Annotated in this window: 18 protein-coding genes and 1 pseudogene; 5 read left to right on the top strand and 14 right to left on the bottom strand. The window is 62.7% G+C overall.

Annotation, left to right across the window (positions count from 1 at the left end; all coding sequences use genetic code 11):
- Positions 1–106: 106 nt before the first annotated feature.
- Complete coding sequence (locus V1289_RS28390; RefSeq protein WP_334400765.1) at positions 107–2,269, top strand: malate synthase G; 2,163 nt, start codon at positions 107–109, stop codon at positions 2,267–2,269.
- Between the two features lie 127 nt (positions 2,270–2,396).
- On the opposite strand, the gene V1289_RS28385 is transcribed toward V1289_RS28390, so the two are convergent.
- The 3 genes from V1289_RS28385 to V1289_RS28375 form a co-directional block, all read right to left on the bottom strand.
- Positions 2,397–2,552, bottom strand: coding sequence for a Thivi_2564 family membrane protein (locus V1289_RS28385; protein WP_143205163.1), 156 nt, complete (start codon positions 2,550–2,552; stop codon positions 2,397–2,399).
- 176 nt (positions 2,553–2,728) lie between these two features.
- The gene (locus V1289_RS28380; protein WP_334400762.1) at positions 2,729–3,376 is read right to left on the bottom strand and encodes a DUF2865 domain-containing protein; all 648 of its coding nucleotides are present in this window, start codon (positions 3,374–3,376) and stop codon (positions 2,729–2,731) included.
- 9 nt (positions 3,377–3,385) lie between these two features.
- Positions 3,386–4,060 carry a L,D-transpeptidase gene (locus tag V1289_RS28375; RefSeq protein ID WP_309179969.1) on the bottom strand — a complete coding sequence of 225 codons (675 nt, stop codon included), beginning with the start codon at positions 4,058–4,060 and terminating at the stop codon, positions 3,386–3,388.
- A 224-nt stretch (positions 4,061–4,284) separates the two neighbouring features.
- Here V1289_RS28375 and V1289_RS28370 point away from each other — a divergent pair, with 224 nt between their 5' ends.
- From V1289_RS28370 to V1289_RS28360, 3 genes are all read left to right on the top strand, one after another.
- A complete protein-coding gene (locus tag V1289_RS28370; protein WP_334400760.1) occupies positions 4,285–5,397 on the top strand; it encodes an AI-2E family transporter in 1,113 nt (370 codons plus the stop codon).
- Between the two features lie 75 nt (positions 5,398–5,472).
- Positions 5,473–5,844, top strand: coding sequence for a DUF883 family protein (locus V1289_RS28365; RefSeq protein WP_334400758.1), 372 nt, complete (start codon positions 5,473–5,475; stop codon positions 5,842–5,844).
- A gap of 102 nt (positions 5,845–5,946) precedes the next feature.
- Complete coding sequence (locus tag V1289_RS28360) at positions 5,947–6,384, top strand: hypothetical protein (protein ID WP_309179972.1); 438 nt, start codon at positions 5,947–5,949, stop codon at positions 6,382–6,384.
- A gap of 917 nt (positions 6,385–7,301) precedes the next feature.
- Here V1289_RS28360 and V1289_RS28355 read toward each other — a convergent pair.
- From V1289_RS28355 to tnpA, 5 genes are all read right to left on the bottom strand, one after another.
- Positions 7,302–7,682: a hypothetical protein gene (locus tag V1289_RS28355; RefSeq protein ID WP_334400756.1), complete on the bottom strand. Its 381-nt coding sequence runs from the start codon at positions 7,680–7,682 to the stop codon at positions 7,302–7,304.
- Between the two features lie 432 nt (positions 7,683–8,114).
- Positions 8,115–8,486, bottom strand: a complete 372-nt coding sequence (locus V1289_RS28350; RefSeq protein WP_334400754.1) for a DUF3024 domain-containing protein — start codon at positions 8,484–8,486, stop codon at positions 8,115–8,117.
- A gap of 13 nt (positions 8,487–8,499) precedes the next feature.
- Positions 8,500–10,089 carry an IS66 family transposase gene (gene tnpC, locus V1289_RS28345; protein WP_334400752.1) on the bottom strand — a complete coding sequence of 530 codons (1,590 nt, stop codon included), beginning with the start codon at positions 10,087–10,089 and terminating at the stop codon, positions 8,500–8,502.
- A gap of 69 nt (positions 10,090–10,158) precedes the next feature.
- Positions 10,159–10,506 (bottom strand): IS66 family insertion sequence element accessory protein TnpB, encoded by a 348-nt coding sequence (gene tnpB / locus V1289_RS28340; protein ID WP_334400751.1) that lies wholly within the window; start codon positions 10,504–10,506, stop codon positions 10,159–10,161.
- Positions 10,503–10,865 (bottom strand): IS66-like element accessory protein TnpA, encoded by a 363-nt coding sequence (gene tnpA / locus V1289_RS28335; RefSeq protein WP_334400749.1) that lies wholly within the window; start codon positions 10,863–10,865, stop codon positions 10,503–10,505. Before tnpA ends, tnpB begins: the two co-directional genes overlap by 4 nt.
- Here tnpA and V1289_RS28330 point away from each other — a divergent pair.
- On the top strand, positions 10,791–11,330 hold the full coding sequence (locus V1289_RS28330; RefSeq protein WP_334400747.1) for a LysR substrate-binding domain-containing protein: 540 nt from the start codon (positions 10,791–10,793) through the stop codon (positions 11,328–11,330). The genes tnpA and V1289_RS28330 overlap by 75 nt on opposite strands.
- A gap of 85 nt (positions 11,331–11,415) precedes the next feature.
- Here the strand turns inward: V1289_RS28330 and V1289_RS28325 are convergent, their stop codons facing one another.
- From V1289_RS28325 to V1289_RS28300, 6 genes and pseudogenes are all read right to left on the bottom strand, one after another.
- Positions 11,416–12,864 carry a CoA transferase gene (locus V1289_RS28325; RefSeq protein WP_334400745.1) on the bottom strand — a complete coding sequence of 483 codons (1,449 nt, stop codon included), beginning with the start codon at positions 12,862–12,864 and terminating at the stop codon, positions 11,416–11,418.
- Between the two features lie 123 nt (positions 12,865–12,987).
- Positions 12,988–13,386 carry a nuclear transport factor 2 family protein gene (locus V1289_RS28320; RefSeq protein ID WP_334400743.1) on the bottom strand — a complete coding sequence of 133 codons (399 nt, stop codon included), beginning with the start codon at positions 13,384–13,386 and terminating at the stop codon, positions 12,988–12,990.
- A gap of 18 nt (positions 13,387–13,404) precedes the next feature.
- Positions 13,405–13,774, bottom strand: a pseudogene (locus V1289_RS28315) (DUF427 domain-containing protein).
- Between the two features lie 85 nt (positions 13,775–13,859).
- Positions 13,860–14,609: an SDR family NAD(P)-dependent oxidoreductase gene (locus V1289_RS28310; RefSeq protein WP_334400741.1), complete on the bottom strand. Its 750-nt coding sequence runs from the start codon at positions 14,607–14,609 to the stop codon at positions 13,860–13,862.
- The gene (locus tag V1289_RS28305; protein ID WP_334400739.1) at positions 14,606–15,484 is read right to left on the bottom strand and encodes an alpha/beta fold hydrolase; all 879 of its coding nucleotides are present in this window, start codon (positions 15,482–15,484) and stop codon (positions 14,606–14,608) included. The genes V1289_RS28310 and V1289_RS28305 overlap by 4 nt, the downstream gene beginning before the upstream one ends.
- Positions 15,485–15,500: 16 nt before the next feature.
- The gene (locus V1289_RS28300) at positions 15,501–15,926 is read right to left on the bottom strand and encodes a GlcG/HbpS family heme-binding protein (protein ID WP_334400737.1); all 426 of its coding nucleotides are present in this window, start codon (positions 15,924–15,926) and stop codon (positions 15,501–15,503) included.
- Positions 15,927–16,004: the final 78 nt, after the last annotated feature.

Genomic DNA, 16,004 nt, shown 5'->3' with positions numbered 1-16,004 from the left:
GGCTTTAGGGCTAAAAGGGCCGTCAACGCGGCCCCTTTGGCGCGTTTTTGCTGCTTTTCTTCTGAAAACAGCCTCTAACCGCGCGTTTCTTTTGAGAAAGCCCATCATGAATCGTGTTGATGCCCACGGATTGAAGATCGCCCCCATTCTGTTCGATTTCATCGCCAAGGAGGCGACGCCCAAGACCGGGATTTCACCCGACGCGTTCTGGGCCGGACTTTCCGCCATCGTCCAGAAGCTGGGGCCAAAAAACAGGGAATTGCTGGCTGTCCGCGACGCCCTGCAGACCAAGATCGACGGCTGGCATCGCGCCAACAAGGGCAAGCCGTTCGACATGAACGCCTACACGGCGTTCCTCAAGGAAATCGGCTACCTGCTGCCGGAGCCCGCGACGCACAAGGTCGAAACCGCAAATGTCGATGAAGAGATCGGCAAGATCTGCGGCCCGCAGCTCGTCGTCCCCTTGACCAACGCACGCTATGCGCTGAACGCGGCGAATGCGCGCTGGGGCAGCCTGTACGACGCCTTCTACGGCACCGACGCGATCCCGCACGATCCGAGCGAGAGCGGCAAAGGCTACAACAAGGCGCGCGGCGACAAGGTGATCGCCAAGGCCAAGGCGTTCCTCGACGCGGCAGCTCCCTTGGCGACCGGAAGCCACACCGACGTGACCTCCTACAGCGTCATCGCCGGCCAGCTAGCGGTCAAGCTGAAGAGCGGCAACGCCACCGCGCTGAAGTCGAGCGACCAGTTCGCCGGCTACCAGGGCGACGTGGCGGCGCCGACCGCGATCCTGCTGGTCAACAACGGCATGCATATCGAAGTCAAAATCGATCGCAGCAACATGATCGGCAAGGACGATCCGGCCGGGGTTGCCGACATGATCCTGGAATCGGCGGTCTCCACCATCCTCGACATGGAAGACAGCGTCGCCGCGGTCGACGCCGAAGACAAGGTGCTGGTCTATCGCAACACGCTCGGCCTGATGGACGGCTCGCTGTCCGCCGATTTCGAGAAGGGCGGCAAGACGCTCAAGCGCGCGCTCAATCCCGACCGCGTCTACAAGACGCCGGATGGCAAGCAGCTCACGCTGCACGGGCGCAGCCTTTTGTTGATGCGCAATGTCGGCCATCACATGTTCACCGACGCCGTGCTGGACGCCAAGGGCGAGGAAATTCCGGAAGGCCTGCTGGATGCCGCAGTCGCCGGTCTGGTCGCGATCCACGATCTCAAGGGCTCTTCGAAGACCAAGAACAGCCGCGCCGGTTCGGTCTACATCGTCAAGCCGAAGATGCACGGCCCCGACGAGGTGGCGCTGACTTGCGAATTATTCGGCGAAGTCGAGAAGATGCTGTCTTTGCCGGAAAACACCATGAAGGTCGGCATCATGGACGAGGAGCGCCGCACCACGGTCAACCTCAAGGCTTGCATCCAGAACGCCTCCAGACGCATCTGCTTCATCAACACCGGCTTCCTCGACCGCACCGGCGACGAAATCCATACCTCGATGGAAGCCGGTCCGATGATCCGCAAGAACGACATGAAGGCGCAGCCCTGGATCAAGGCCTATGAAGACTGGAACGTCGATATCGGTCTGATCGACGGCCTGCCCGGCCATGCCCAGATCGGCAAGGGCATGTGGGCCGCGCCCGACAAGATGGCGGACATGCTGACGCAAAAGCTCGGCCATCCCCAGGCCGGCGCCACCACCGCCTGGGTGCCGTCGCCAACGGCTGCGACCCTGCACGCGCTGCATTATCACCAGGTCAACGTGATCGCGCGCCAGCAGCAGTTCGACAAGGGCGGCCCGCGCGCAAAGCTGTCCGACATCCTCACCATTCCGGTGTCACAGTCGAACTGGGCGCCCGACGATGTGAAGCAGGAGATCGACAACAACTGCCAGGGCATTTTGGGCTACGTCGTGCGCTGGATCGACCAGGGCGTCGGCTGCTCCAAGGTGCCCGACATCCACGACGTCGGCCTGATGGAAGACCGCGCGACCTTGCGCATCTCGAGCCAGCATCTGGCGAACTGGCTGCATCAGGGCGTCATCACCAGGGATCAGGTGATGGAGTCCTTGAAGCGCATGGCGGTCGTGGTCGACGGCCAGAACAAGAGCGATCCGCTGTACAAGCCGATGGCGCCCGGTTTCGACGGCGTGGCCTTCAAGGCCGCCTGCGATCTCGTCTTCAAGGGCCGCGAGCAGCCGAACGGTTACACCGAATACATCCTCACCGCGCGTCGCCGCGAGGCGAAGGCGGCGGGTTAACCGATCGCTGAAGTAGGTTTTCGTCATTCCGGGATGGTCCGCAGGACCAGACCTCAGGTGCGCAATTGCGCACCGGGGAATCTCGAGATTCCGGGTTCGATGCTTCGCATCGCCCCGGAATGACAGCTCAAAACACCGCGATATATTTCAACAGCGAGATCACGCCGAGCACGATCACGACGACGCGCGCGATCTGCTTGGCGCGGCCGTCGAGCGGAAGCATGTTGATGAGATAGAGAATGAGAATAACGACCAGAAACGTAACGAGTGCGCTGACGAGCATGCGGGCCCCCTGAATGCACAGTGAAAGTCGCGGTGTTTTGCTAACGTGTGGGAGCGCGCCGGGTTCCAGGGATGGAACTTATGCGGGTGCGGTCTCTCAATAGGGCTTAACCCCTCACCCGGCGCTACGCGCCGACCTCTCCCAATGGGAGAGGTGAAGAGCAGGCAATTTTCCCTCTACTCCGCCGCCACCACCGGCACCCGGCTGTATTTCGCCCTCACCCGTTCCGGGACCGGTGAAAAATTCAGCGCGGCGCCGCGGCGGTCGGCGCTGCGGCCGGCGACCAGGAGGCCGTTTTCGCCGGCGACGATGTCGCCCTTGCGCAGCGTCGGGTCGTCCTCGATCTTGACCGGCGCCAGCCCGAACTGGTCGCGGCCGTTGCAGGTACAGCCGGCCACGATCTCGGTGCGGTAGCGGAACGCATTCGGCAGTTCCGAATAGGGCGTTCCGTCTTCGCCGGCGGCGTTATCGATGCTGCTGCCGTAGACCAGTTTAGTTTCGCTTGCCGGGCAGAAGCTGTTGCAGGACGCCGCGCGGCTCGCATTGTCGGGCGCGGTCACCGGGAAATAGCGGCCGTCGCAGGTTCGCACGCAATAGGCCAGACCCCCGCCGCCGTAGCGCGGGCGCTCCATCGGCGTGGTGACAGGCCCGCCGCCGTCGGAGAACGGCAGCGAGATATAGGGCGATGGCGCATGCCGCCGGCCGCCGAACGCGCCGAACAGCGCCGATAGGAAATCCTCGGCCTGCGCGGCCGGCGCCAGCGCGGAGGCCACCGTCAACGCCGCCACGCCCCAAACCAATCGCCTGGCTGATCGACCAATCATGATCCCGCCTCAGTATCCTCTTGCGACAACAGGCGCGCGCTTCGGCAGCACCACGACCTTGGTGCCGACATCGACCCGGCTGAACAGGTCGGTGACGTCCTCATTGGTCAGACGAATGCAGCCGGAGGAGACGAATTTGCCGATGGTCGAGGGATCGTTGGTGCCGTGGATCCGGTACTGGCTGGTGCCGAGATACATCGCGCGCGCGCCGAGCGGATTGCCGGGCCCGCCGGCCATGAAGCGCGGCAGATAGGGCTGGCGTGCGATCATCTCCGCCGGCGGATGCCAATCCGGCCACTCGGCCTTGCGGCTGATGGTCTGCACGCCCGACCAGGTAAAGCCCTCGCGGCCGACGCCGACGCCATAACGGATCGCGCGGCCCTGACCCAGCACGTAATAGAGCGCGGTATTGCCGGTATCGATGATGACGGTGCCGGGCGCCTCTGTCGTACGGAAGGCAATGATTGTGCGCCGCAGCCGCTCCGGCACCACGCCCTCGTCGGCCGGCGCGGGCGCGGTCATCGCCTCATCCGTCGAGGCATACCCGACGAGCGTTCGGCCGAGCAGTTGCGCGCTGGCCGGGCCCGGAAAAACGGCCGACGCCAGCATGACGGCGCTGGCGAAGACGAGCGCGCTGGTCACGCGCGATGATGATCGGCGAATGGCGGCGAAAGACTGTGTCATGTGCTGCCCCGTTGGATGTGCATCCCCCAGGATGCTCTGCACAACAAACGCGGTCATGCCCTCGCAGTTCCGTTCGGCTCGGCTCGAACGGTGCGCTGTCAAGCGCGCTACCCTCACGATCGCGCGATGGAACCTTTGCCGCCGCGCGCCGTTGGTCGCCCGAGTTCGGTTCGCGCCGTCGCGGCTGTTGCTTCATTGCCGTCTTGGCGCGGGGGAGAACTTTTGTGCGTGTCCTTCCCAGTGAACGTCTGCTTTCCAACGCGCCGCAAGGCACACCCGTGCCCGACAGCAAGGACGAACAGCCGCCGGTGATCCGCCGCGCGGAGGTCGTGGCCTTCGCGCTGGTCGCGCTGCTGATCATCTCTGTCATCGCCGTGCTCTACGTCGCCAAGGCGTTCTTTCTCCCCATCGTGATGGCCTTCATCGTCGGCACCATGCTGTCGCCGGCGGCAAGCCTTTTGGAGCGTTACCGGATTCCCCGCGCGGTCGGCGCGGTGCTGATCGTGACCACGGCCGGCGCCGCCGTCGCCTTCATGGTCGGCCTGATCTCGTCGCCCCTGATGGAGTGGAGCTCGCGGCTGCCGGAGCTCGGCACGATCCTGAGGGACAAGCTGCATGTGTTCGACCGGCCGCTGGCGCTCTGGCAGGAGTTGCAGAGCATGGTCGGCGGCCCCGATACGCTGGCCTCGTTCCAGATGCCGAAATTCGACTGGGTTCAGCCGGCGCTGGAATTCCTGTCGCCGACCTTTGCCGAATTCCTGCTGTTCATCGCCACCCTGATCCTGTTCATCGCAAGCTGGAAAGATTCGCGCCGCGCCTTGATCATGAACTTCGGCGGCCGCACCGCGCGGCTTAGAACCCTGCGGATCATCAACGAGATCGAAGAGCATCTCGGCAATTACCTGCTGATGGTGACCACCATCAATGTCGGCGTCGGCATTGCCACCGGGATCATTTGCGCCCTGACCGGCATGCCCAATCCGGCCGGGCTCGGCGCGCTGGCCGCGACCTTGAACTTCATTCCCATTATCGGCCCGGTGGCGATGTTCGTGGTGCTGATGGGAGTCGGCATCGTCGCCTTCCCGACCATCGGCGCCGGGCTGATCGCGCCAATTGCGTTCGCCGTGCTGACCTTCCTGGAAGGCCATTTCATCACGCCGACGATCGTCGGCCGAAGGCTTTCGCTCAATGCGCTCGCCGTGTTCATGGCACTGGCGTTCTGGACCTGGCTGTGGGGCCCGATGGGCGCCTTCCTCTCGTCGCCGCTGCTGATCGTGGCGCTGATCATCAAGGAACATCTGCTTCCGGTCGATTCGCCGCAGCTTCCCGAGGACTAGCCTGGCTTCGCATCGGGAACTTCCCATCCGGCGAAACGTTTTCCCATAGATCAATTCAGTATCCCGGAGCTTTTGATGTCGACGACCCCTGGCGAAGCCGCAGTGAAAAATCTGACGGACAAAGCGACCTATGAACGTCTGGAAAAGGATGTAGCCGCCGTGAAAAACGATATCGCAGCCCTGACCGAGCAGATCACCGACGCGCTCAACTCTTTTGCGGGCACCGCCGGCAAGCAGGCGCGGCGCGGCTACCAGCAGGCCCGCGCCAATGCCGAGCAGGCCGTGGACGACATGTCCGAGCGTGGCAGCGCGATGATGGGTGCCGCGCAGGATGCGGCGGCGTCGATCGAGGAAACGCTCGAAGACGTCATCACGCAACGGCCGCTGGCGACCGTCGGCCTCGCGCTCGGCCTCGGTTTCCTGATCGGCGCGACGTGGCGCAGGTAATAGCGATGGCTGTCCGTCACAAGCCGGATTTCTGGTCGAGATGGCGGCGCTGGTGGGCCGCTGCTTCGTTCGTTGACGTTCTCTACCAAGCGAGGCGGGGCCATGTTTCAGCGACTGATCGATGATTTCAAGGATTCGACCGGCACGGCGCTGCGGCTGACCTCGCTCGCCGCAGCGGCCGGCGTGGCGCTGTTCATCACCACCTCGTTTCTCTGCGCGGCGGCATTCGTGCTGGTGCTGGAAAACTACGGCCCGGTGCAGGCCTGCTTCACCGGGGCTGCCATCTTCTTCGTGGTCACACTGATCGCCGCCGGCAGTTACATGGTGCGCAAGAACCGGATCAGGGCGCGCGCGGAAGCGAACGCAAAATCCGCCGCGCAAACAATGCTGGCCGACCCCATGGTCGTCGCCGCCGGCCTCCAGATCGTACGCGCGATCGGCGTCAAGCGGTTGATCCCGATCCTCGCGGTCGGCGGCTTGGCGCTGGGATTCCTGGCCAGCCGCGGCGGCGCGTCCAGCACCGAAGCGCCGGCGGAGTAGTCGCCGTTGCAGCCAATGTGGCACACTGCGGCGCTCAACATAGGTCGTCGTACCCCGCGAATGCGGGGTATCCAGTACGCCGCGGCTTCTCGGCTCAATCACTGGCGTCTCTGGAATACTGGGTCGCCCAGTCAAGCCGGGCGATGACGAGTGAGGGTGTGGCGCGTTCGTGCGCAAAGACATGGTTTCGCGATCTCGCCGCGCATTCCGCGCGAGTTTTGCTCTGAAACATTCCGCCCTCGCCAATCAGAGGGCGCAGGGAATGCCGGGTGCGCGCTGCACCCGCGGTCTCGTGTGCAAAATTGTGCGAAGAAACGCACACGAGCATACAGGTTCAGCGGAAACACTCCGGCATTCCCCGCGCAATGGTTTTACGGCTTATGCCGTGCTCTCCCCGGCGACGAATTCGTCTTGTCACCGTCGCTGCCGGCTTGATGGCTCATCCGATCCGGTCGGATCGAAATCGCCACCGACAGCTTGGCACCAGCAACGGGTGTCGGGACCACACGGTTTTGCCGTACGCTGAAAGCGCCGTTCGTCCTGCGCGCAGTCGTTCACTCACGAGAGACTCGCCCCGTGAACAAACCTGCGCGCCGACGCTGCCGCGTCCACCGCATCCCCTCCCACGTTCGTGACGACGCGCGACCGCCCCTCTTGCCGGGAAAGGACGGGGCAAGCTGGTAGCGCTGATTTGCCCGACGGCGGAAGGGAAATATTTTTCTCGGAGGGGCTGGACAGCTTTTTTTGATTTGCCCGACGGGCAGTTTATTGGCGCATCGGCCGTCATTGCGAGCCCACGGGTCGCGCGAATGCGCGCCCGATGACAGGCTTCTGCGAAGCAATCCATGCTTCAACACCGGAAGCTTGGATTGCTTCGTCGCGACGCTCCTTGCAATGACGAGGGAGGCAAGCGCCCCTCACGTCACGCAGCGCCCCGGCTGCAGCAGCTTTGCGACTTCCGTCAACACGCTGACCACGGGCTCGCAGGCGATCGCCGTTCTGCCGGGCTTCGTCAGCGAGGGGACTGCCGGGCGGGTGCGGGTTTCCGAGGACACGGGCACGCGGACCAGGACCGAGGTGTCGGCCACACCGGCGACCCGCAGCGCAATTGTCTGGGTCTGGCCGCGCGCCGGCACCAGGGCCGCCCGATCGGCCTTGGCGGCGCGGTTGACGCTAGATTCGGGCGCGACGAATGCCGCCTGCACGCCAGTCAGGTCATGGCCGGTGGCGAACTGAACGGCGCCGAGCGCCAGTGAGAGGGCCAGCGTTGCGAAAATTCCCTTATGGATCTGTGACATGTGTATCCCCGCCCCAAGGCTGATCGGAAAGCACTGATCGGGAAGTTCAATGCAAACACAACGCGAACAAACGGTTCCGGGTCGCAGGCCCCGCGATCACTTAACCGTGTACGAAAAAATTTTGAGAAGGCGGGAACGACTTCGGGGGTTGGGAGTCATCCCGGCAGCCGGTTATTCCCCCTGCCCCATTGACCGGCGACGTAGGGCGCGACCGTGGTGATGCCGGTCGCGCCCTGCTTTTTTCTGCGGGAATTTGGCAGGTTTTTGGACCCGCCCCACCATCCGCCCCACCAATCTTCTTAGCTTAGGTAACGTGCCCCTGAAGTTCCTCCGGGATTTTGCAGAGTTCGCCCCCAAGGAGGGGCGAACGATGAAGTAATCGAGGTTCACCGTATCCATCCGGCAAGCACCGCGGGTAACTGGGTTTGGTGTTCAATGGGGATGGAACAGCCCGTCGGACTTCAGGGTGTCGATCGCTTCGGAGCGGGTGAGGTCGCGATATAGACAGAACCATTCTCCGGTGTGGCGGTGCCAGTGGAGATTGAAGCGGTCGCGGCTGATCCAGTCGAGGCGTGCGAAAGGGGCGTCGAACTCTTCGCCGAGATTCTCCGGGAAGCCGGAGCGGTAGCGCTGAATGAAGCGATACTTGGTGCCGTGCCATTTGCCGAGGATATCGACGGGATAGTTGAACTGCGTCGGCCGGATGGTCGGCAGGAAGCGGGGCTTCAGGAAGTCATCGATCAGGTGCTGGCAAGCGGCGGCCACCGCCGATTTTTCTGCCGTAGAGAAGCCGGTTGATCTCATATCTGCTCTTGGCTCAGGCTGCTTCAGCGCGGCTCGGCATGGGCTTTCGCCAATTCCACGGCAGAAGCTCATCCAGCCGGAGAGCAGCATGGTCGTTGATGCGCGCCAGTATGTCGGCGAGCCAGGCTTGCGGATCGACGTCGTTGAGCCTGGCAGTCTGGATCAGTGCTAGCATAACCGCGGCGCGCTCGCCGCCACGATCCGACCCCGCGAACAGCCAAGACTTCCGGCCAAGGGCAATCCCGCGCAGCTCGCGCTCGGCCGCATTGTTACTCAGGCAGATGCGGCCGTCCTCAAGGAAGCGCGTGAAGACGTCGATGCGCTTTAGCATGTAGTTCATGGCCTTGGCCACTTCGTTGTGGTGCGAGAGCTTGCCCCGCTCTCGTTTCATCCACTCGATGAGATCGTTGACCGGCGGCGCGACGTCTTTGCGGCGCGCGGCTACGCGCGCTTCGGGCAACGAGCCGTTGATCGAGCGCTCCAGCGCAAAGATCGCGTCAAACCTCTGAACCGCCTCGAAAGCGATCGGCGAGATTGTCGCAGGCTTCTGGTTGCGGGCCTTCGAAGCGATGTCGGCAAGCTCGAACAGCTTGCGCCTCGCATGCGCCCAGCAGCCGGCTTCCGTGATCGGTCCCGGCTTTCGATCCACCTCGTAGAGCGCATTGAACCCGGCATAGGCGTCGGCCTGAAGGATCCCGCAATAGCCGGCGAGATGCTGCTCGGGATGGATGCCGGCCCGATCCGGCGAGTAGAAGAACACGGCAGCCGGCGGCGCGGCGCCACCGAAGGGACGATCGTCACGGACATAGGTCCAAATCCGCCCGGTACGGGTCTTCACCTTGGCCAGCACCGGCACGGTGGTGTCGTCACCATGGATCCGCTCGGCCGCGAAGACATGCGCCTTGATCAGCTCGTAGAGTGGCCTCAGCGTGGCCGCACAGGCGCCGACATGATCGGCCATGGTCGAGACCGACAGCTCGATCCCCTCGCGCGCATATTGCTCGCTCTGCCGATTGAGCGGCTGATGGTTGGCGTACTTCTCCACCAGCATCATCGCCAGCAGGCTCGGGCCGGCAAAGCCACGTGCAATCGCATGGAACGGCGCCGGCGGCTGCGTGATCACCTCACACGACCGGCAGCTGAACTTCTCCCGCACGTGCTCGGTCACGAACCATTGCCGCGGGACGACGTCGAGCGTCTCGGTGATGTCCTCGCCGATCTTGGAGAGCTTGCTGCCGCCGCAGCAGGGGCACGAGGTCGGCGCGGCGTGAACAATCCGCCGGCGCGGCAGATCGGCGGGAAAGTTGCGCCGCGTCGCCGGGCGCCGCGTGAAGCCCCGCACCTGGACGCGCGCCGCCTCAGCCTTCGCCTCGTCCTCGCCGGCCGCCGCGGCCAACTCCTCGAGCTGCAATTCCAGCTGATCGATCAGCCGCTGACTGCGCTCGGAGCGCGGCCCGAACATCTCGCGCTTCATCTTGGCGATCACCAATTGCAGGTGCGCGATCAGCGCTTCCGCGCCCGACAGCTTGGCGCGGGCCTCGATCAGCGCCGCCTTCAGCGTAGCGCTGTCCTCGGGAAGATGATCGGGTGTTGTCGTTGCCATGGCACGACTGAATCACAATCCCGGGCGATTCGCTGGCTTCATTCACCGCCATGAGTCAACGGGTCGCATTCAACCCGCCGCCGACGGGCGCCAGGTGTGAAGTGGATTGCGCCAATCGATGCCTTCGAGCATGTAGCCGAGCTGCGCCGACGTAATCACCATTGCGCCGTCAGCCGCCGATGGCCAGATAAACCGGCCGCGTTCCAGCCGCTTGGCATAGAGCGACATGCCGAGCCCATCGTGCCAGAGTATCTTGATCAGTTTGCCGCTTCTCCCGCGGAACACGTAGAGGTCGCCGCCGTGAGGATCGCGCTTGAAGGCTTCCTGCACCAGCAAGGCCAGAGAGTTCATGCCGCACCGCATGTCGGTGTGGCCCGTCGCAATCCACACCCGGACCCCAGACGGAACCGGGATCATCGCCGCCGTCCATCGGCCAGCGCTGCAACCGCCGCCGTCAACATCGCCGGCTCGACTGCGCCCACAATCCGCATCCGCGCTCCGCTCGCGAACTCGATCTCGATGGCGCCGCGGTCGGCCGGACCGGCCGCTGCAACCTCCGGAGCGATCTGAACCGGCGCAAAGCCTGTTCCCCGCCATGCTCGCAGCTGACGGCGCCAGCCATACAGCTGGCTTGCATGAATCCCGGCTTCTCGGGCAATCGACGACACGCTGGCACCCGGCTCCAGCGACGCCGCCACCAGTTGCTCCTTCTCCGCCGAACTCCAGCGACGCCGCCGCTCAACCGAGGTAATCACCTCGACCCGCCCGTTCGTCATGTGACTACGCCTGCATATCTTCAGCGCCATGGGATCCCAAAATCTCCCGGTGAGCTGACCAACCACGAAGCGATCATTTACACGCGGGGCGGCGGGCAATCCTGGACGTTTCGAAAGGGCGCGGCGGAAGTGCCAGTAGTTCTGCAAGGGCGGTTGAAAGTGACCCAGGCGGAAGGCCTGCGGGAGGCGGTGAACCACGACATGGGTCTAGCGGTGGCCCTGGAGTGGGTTTTCTCGCCCGAGCTTAAATCCGGAAAGGTCGTGGATATCTTGCAGGACTGGGCCTTGCCGCCGACCAATCTGTCCGCCGTATACCCGACCGGCCGCCTCGCCAGCACCAAGGCGCGCGCATTCGTTTCGTTCGTCGCGGGGATTATGGGCGGCCTGGACTCGGCTCCGCCGCCACGGGAGCGCGTTCAAGAAGGAGCTGCGCGTCACACCCCACGAGTTCTTTCGGGCCGCTGACGCCTATTGAGCGGGCGGCGCACGGCGATCCGCGGCGGCGGATCCATTCCCTTAGCGTACGAGCCACTCCGCCTTGCTTGCACCACTACGGCGTGTCGTAGAAGCCAGGTGTAACGGACATGCTCACTTGATCAGTGACACCCTGGTAGTGGCCGCAGGGCGTCTCGGCCTCGAAGACGTCCGGCGCCAGGTATTCATGCCCGCCCGCCGTACCAGCGGTGGCATAGGTGTAGCTCTTGTCGAACACGCCCATTTGAAGGAGCCAGAGCGAGAGGCGCGCCAATGAGATCCGGACCCGATAGCTCCCGCCGTCGATTGCTCTGCGCTTCAGTGCAGCAATAGCGCCGATGCTGGCCATCCAGGAGGTGACGTAGTCATTCACCACGAAAATCTCAGGTAGCTTCGGATCTTCCACCGATCCCTCGAGCGCTAACACGCCAGTAACCCCGCCCGCGGTCTGATCGAAGCCGATTCGGTTCGCCCAGGGTCCTTTGGGGCCATAAATCGAGATGTCGACATGGACGATGCCGGGGCGAATACCAGCCAATTCGTCCGTCGACAGGCCCATCTGCTCGATGAACCCGGGCCGCCGGTTGGCGAAGAAGACATCCGCGTCCTGCAACAGTGCCTTCAGGCGCGCCATCTCATCGAGGCGGCCAATATCCATGATGGACGACCGCATGCCGACGTTGGCGGAGTAGTAGTTGAAATCCATCTCGAAATCGTTGGGCCGCCAGATGTTCAAGACATCCGCGCCGTGATGCGCGAAAGCCCGTCCGAAGCCCGAGCCGGCGATGACATGGCCAAGCCCCAGCGCGCGCACGCAACTCAATGGTCGGGTGGGGTAACGCGCGAACGGCTCTGGGGCGCTGTCCGCAATCTTCTCGATTTCGATGAGCGGCATGCGCTCGACGTACTGCCCCTGTTCCTCCGCGAGAAACTCCTCCGGGCTGCGAACGACCGTTGCCTGCAGCCCTTCACGGCTCATCGCCTCCTCAAGCGCGAAAGCGTCCCATTTTCGGACCGCCTCACCGATCGCTTTCGGATCATCGTTGCAGCCAAAGAAGGCAAGCGCTTTGGTTTTGAGAGCAGGATAGATGTTCATGAGCAGCATCCGGCGCCCGTCCCTCGTCGGATACATGTACGTCGGCATAAAGGGATTTGTCGGATCGGCGGGATTTCCGGGAGGATACCCATTCAGCAGCTCCCACTTCCGATCGTAGAAGGGACAGAGGCGGTGCAGGACCTGGCCGAGGTTGACGGCGAGATCCTGGCCCTTGCCTCCTCGAAATCGCCACAAATCAGCGACCGAAACCGCCTTGGCCATCAAGCTAACAGCGGCCATCGTGGCAAGCGGCAAGGCACTCTTCACAACTGGATCACGGCCAATAAAGACGACTTCGCCGCCGCCGGAATGAGGATCGAGACCGACAACGCTTAGGACATCCGCCAACTCGCGCATCGGATCGACACGACGGTCGTCGTGGATCGGGTTTGCAACAGCATCAATGATGCGGCGTCCTAGTCCGCCCATGGCGCTCTCCTATCGGGCACTTTTGCGCTCGCCGGCCAGTCCGGAGGAACCTGTGACAATTGCGGTGCGCTTTGCCGTCGCCATTTAAATTTTCTCCTCTACCTCGGCACCTCCTCATCAAGATCAATCGGTGAAGCTGTCGCCGAACATCGGCAGACCGCTCTTCGAGTCCGCACGAGCCGCCTCATCCTGGAGCACGTCCCAGTGCTCGGCCAACACCCCGTCGGCGATGCGCACGATGTCGGCGGCTATCCAATTTCTGGGCAGTCCGGTGCCGGAGAAGCGACCGTGGACGATCACGAAATCGCCTTCGGCCACGATCACACTTGGCTCATATTTGAGTGACGCGGGGCTGGCCTTGATGAGGTTAAAGAGACCTTCGCGACCCGGCTCGATGTGAGCGCTGTGCTGGATGTAGTTCGGCGACCAATATCGCGCGGCCGCCTCATAATCCCGTTTGTTGAAGAGTGTGTCGAATGCTTCGAGGACAAGCGTTTTGTTGTTTTTTTCCATCGACGCCATCTCTCATGCTCCTCCCTCTTAACTTATCTCGTCGACCCGGTCCGGGTAGAAGGCGATGTAGTCCTTGATCTGCGCCATCGCTTCGAACGGGGTCTCATACGTCCACACCGCATTCCGCGAACGATCACCGCCAGCGGGAATGTTGTAGTAGGAAGCGTCGCCCTTGTAGGGGCAATACGAGGTGTGTTCGCTGCGCGTCAGCGCGGCCATATCGACATCCCGGCGAGGGATATACTGAACGGGCGGATAGGACGCCTCGCGAAGCGTCAACGCAGCGCTTGTGTCGGCGATGATTTTTCCGCCGACCTTGACCACGACGCGAGATGAGTTCGCTTCGATCGAAATCGGGCTGGTCGGGCCCCGGACTCTTCACCGGCTTGTCAGTCATGACCTGTTTCCTTTTTGGCAGGTGTAGGTGGTTATTATCGCCCTCCGAATGTCTGAAGATGAAAAATCCAGCTCGGAGTGAGTGATCACGTGCCAGTTTTGCCGCCGTTGATCCTGATGATTTGGCCGGTAATGAAAGACGCTTTGTCTGAGCCGAGAAACACGACGGCGTCGGCGATCTCTTCCGGCCTCGCACCGCGTTTGAGCGGTACGGCGGCAAAGAAGGCTGCTTTCTTGTCGGGCGTGCCCGTTAGACGATCGAGCATCGCGGTCTCGGTTGGACCAGGTGCGACTGCATTGACGCGGACGCCGAAGGGAGCGGCTTCGAGAGCGGCGGATTTCGTGAGACCTTCCACCGCGTGCTTGCTTGCCGTGTAGAGCGCGAGATTCGCTGCACCGCGCTCGCCCATGGTCGAAGAAATATTGATGATGTTGCCTGAGCCCTGCGGCTGCATCATGACTCGCAGTTCGTGCTTCAAGCTCAGAAGCGTGCCCAGTACATTGGTGTCGAACATCCCTGCATAGCTGTCGGAAGTCTGCTCGGTCAGCGGGCCACGTATTCCTTCGGTGCCGGCATTGTTGACCGCGATATCCAGCCGGTCGAAGCATTTGACAGTTTGTTCGACAAGGCTGCGCACCTGGTCTTCGTGACGCACGTCCGCCAGAATGAAAGCGGCTTCAGCGCCGAGGCCGCGAAGCTTGCTTTCGAGCGCCTCGCCTTCGGCCTTGCGGCGGCCGGATACAACGACCGCTGCGCCTTCTTTGGCAAAGGCAAGCGCCGTGGCATGACCGATGCCGGTCAGAGCGCCGGTGATGAGGACAACAGGAGTGTTCATGGCGCTTGCTCTTCGGACAGGAACAGGGAAACGTGCTGGACGAACCGATTGGGATATTGGTACTGCGACCCGTGGTTAGCGTCCGGATAAAGGATCAGCTGTGCATTCGGGAGGTGCCGCTGCAGGATTGAAGAGTTTACCGAATAGATGATCACGTCGTTGTCGCCATTGACGACCAACGTCGGCTGACGGATCGACTTCAGATATTCGAACGGCTTCTCACGCGGAGCGCCCCACTTGCCGATCGCCTCGATCTGGGCGGGCGCAACTTTTTCGTTGACCTCGGGATCGCGATACTGGGCGCGCAGGCGAAAGCGTTTGAGGAACTCGCGGCCTGCAGCCTGACTTTTCTCGGATCGCGTGAAGTGTACGCGAAGCCAAAGATGATCAGGTTCGTCATAAGTGGCGCCGAAGATTTCTTGAGCCTCCGGCGTGAGGGTCGCCATGCCTTCGCCGCTGCGCGGGCCGGTGCCGACGAGGACCAGGCGCCTCACGAGGTCGGACGCCTGAAGGGTGATCTCCTGTGCGACAAAGCCGCCGATCGAAAATCCGAGCACATCGACCTTCGGCAGTCCCAGCGCCTTGATAAAAGAGACTGCGTTTGTCCCCATTTGCTCACAGCAAGTCGGAACCTCGCCCGAGCTGCTGGAGACGCCGGCGTTGTTGAACAGGATCACCTCTCGCGTCGCCGCGAGACCATCGGTAACCGCCGGATCCCAATGGTCCATTGTCCCCGTGAAGTGCTGGTTGAACACGAGCGGCACCCCGCCCGACTTCCCGAAGCGGCGATAGGCGAAGCGGATGCTGTTGGCCTCGACGAACTGTGTTGGCGCGGTCTGGTGGGTATGAATCATTTTTGGGCGGGTATGAATCATTGTTGTCACGCCCTCATCACTCGGCCGGCGCCGCATCGGACAGGAGCGCCAGCGCTGCACTCGCGCAGTCCACATCGTTCTGCACCGTGGGCGCCCCGCTCACCCCGATCGCCCCGACGACTTCTCCGTCCACCTTGATCGGAAACCCTCCTCCGTACGCCGCGACGCGCGAAAGCGTGGGAATGCCGGCCAGAAGCGACGGGTCGCGCTGTATGAAGTTGAAAAAATCCTGCGTGGAGACGCCGAACAGCGCTGTGTAGGCCTTGTTCTGCGCAATCTCGATGGAGAGGATCGGGGCTCCATCCATCCGGCTAAAGGCCTTGAGATTGCCGCCATCATCGAGGATCGCCACATTCTCTGCAACGCCAAGTTTTCTGGCTTTCGCCACCGCCTGATCCACCATTTTCTGCGCGAGTTCAGAAGAGATGCTGTGCTTCTTCACTACGTTAGCCATTGGACTCCTCCCGCCATTTGAGATGTGTCGCGCGTTCATTGGGTGTGCGTGGTCATCATCGACTGT

The organism is Bradyrhizobium sp. AZCC 2289 (genome assembly GCF_036924615.1).
Taxonomy (GTDB): Bacteria; Pseudomonadota; Alphaproteobacteria; order Rhizobiales; family Xanthobacteraceae; genus Bradyrhizobium.
This window is presented reverse-complemented; position numbering and strand designations above follow the sequence as displayed.

Coding starts and splice junctions, on each gene's coding strand:
- V1289_RS28310 (WP_334400741.1), bottom strand. CDS start 14,609: ATGAACACTCCTGTTGTCCTCATCACCGGCGCTCTGACCGGCATCGGT.
- V1289_RS28355 (WP_334400756.1), bottom strand. CDS start 7,682: ATGTCACAGATCCATAAGGGAATTTTCGCAACGCTGGCCCTCTCACTG.
- V1289_RS28385 (WP_143205163.1), bottom strand. CDS start 2,552: ATGCTCGTCAGCGCACTCGTTACGTTTCTGGTCGTTATTCTCATTCTC.
- tnpB (WP_334400751.1), bottom strand. CDS start 10,506: ATGATCCCGGTTCCGTCTGGGGTCCGGGTGTGGATTGCGACGGGCCAC.
- tnpA (WP_334400749.1), bottom strand. CDS start 10,865: ATGACGAACGGGCGGGTCGAGGTGATTACCTCGGTTGAGCGGCGGCGT.
- V1289_RS28375 (WP_309179969.1), bottom strand. CDS start 4,060: ATGACACAGTCTTTCGCCGCCATTCGCCGATCATCATCGCGCGTGACC.
- V1289_RS28320 (WP_334400743.1), bottom strand. CDS start 13,386: ATGGCGTCGATGGAAAAAAACAACAAAACGCTTGTCCTCGAAGCATTC.
- V1289_RS28350 (WP_334400754.1), bottom strand. CDS start 8,486: ATGAGATCAACCGGCTTCTCTACGGCAGAAAAATCGGCGGTGGCCGCC.
- V1289_RS28365 (WP_334400758.1), top strand. CDS start 5,473: ATGTCGACGACCCCTGGCGAAGCCGCAGTGAAAAATCTGACGGACAAA.
- V1289_RS28325 (WP_334400745.1), bottom strand. CDS start 12,864: ATGGGCGGACTAGGACGCCGCATCATTGATGCTGTTGCAAACCCGATC.
- V1289_RS28360 (WP_309179972.1), top strand. CDS start 5,947: ATGTTTCAGCGACTGATCGATGATTTCAAGGATTCGACCGGCACGGCG.
- tnpC (WP_334400752.1), bottom strand. CDS start 10,089: ATGGCAACGACAACACCCGATCATCTTCCCGAGGACAGCGCTACGCTG.
- V1289_RS28305 (WP_334400739.1), bottom strand. CDS start 15,484: ATGATTCATACCCGCCCAAAAATGATTCATACCCACCAGACCGCGCCA.
- V1289_RS28390 (WP_334400765.1), top strand. CDS start 107: ATGAATCGTGTTGATGCCCACGGATTGAAGATCGCCCCCATTCTGTTC.
- V1289_RS28380 (WP_334400762.1), bottom strand. CDS start 3,376: ATGATTGGTCGATCAGCCAGGCGATTGGTTTGGGGCGTGGCGGCGTTG.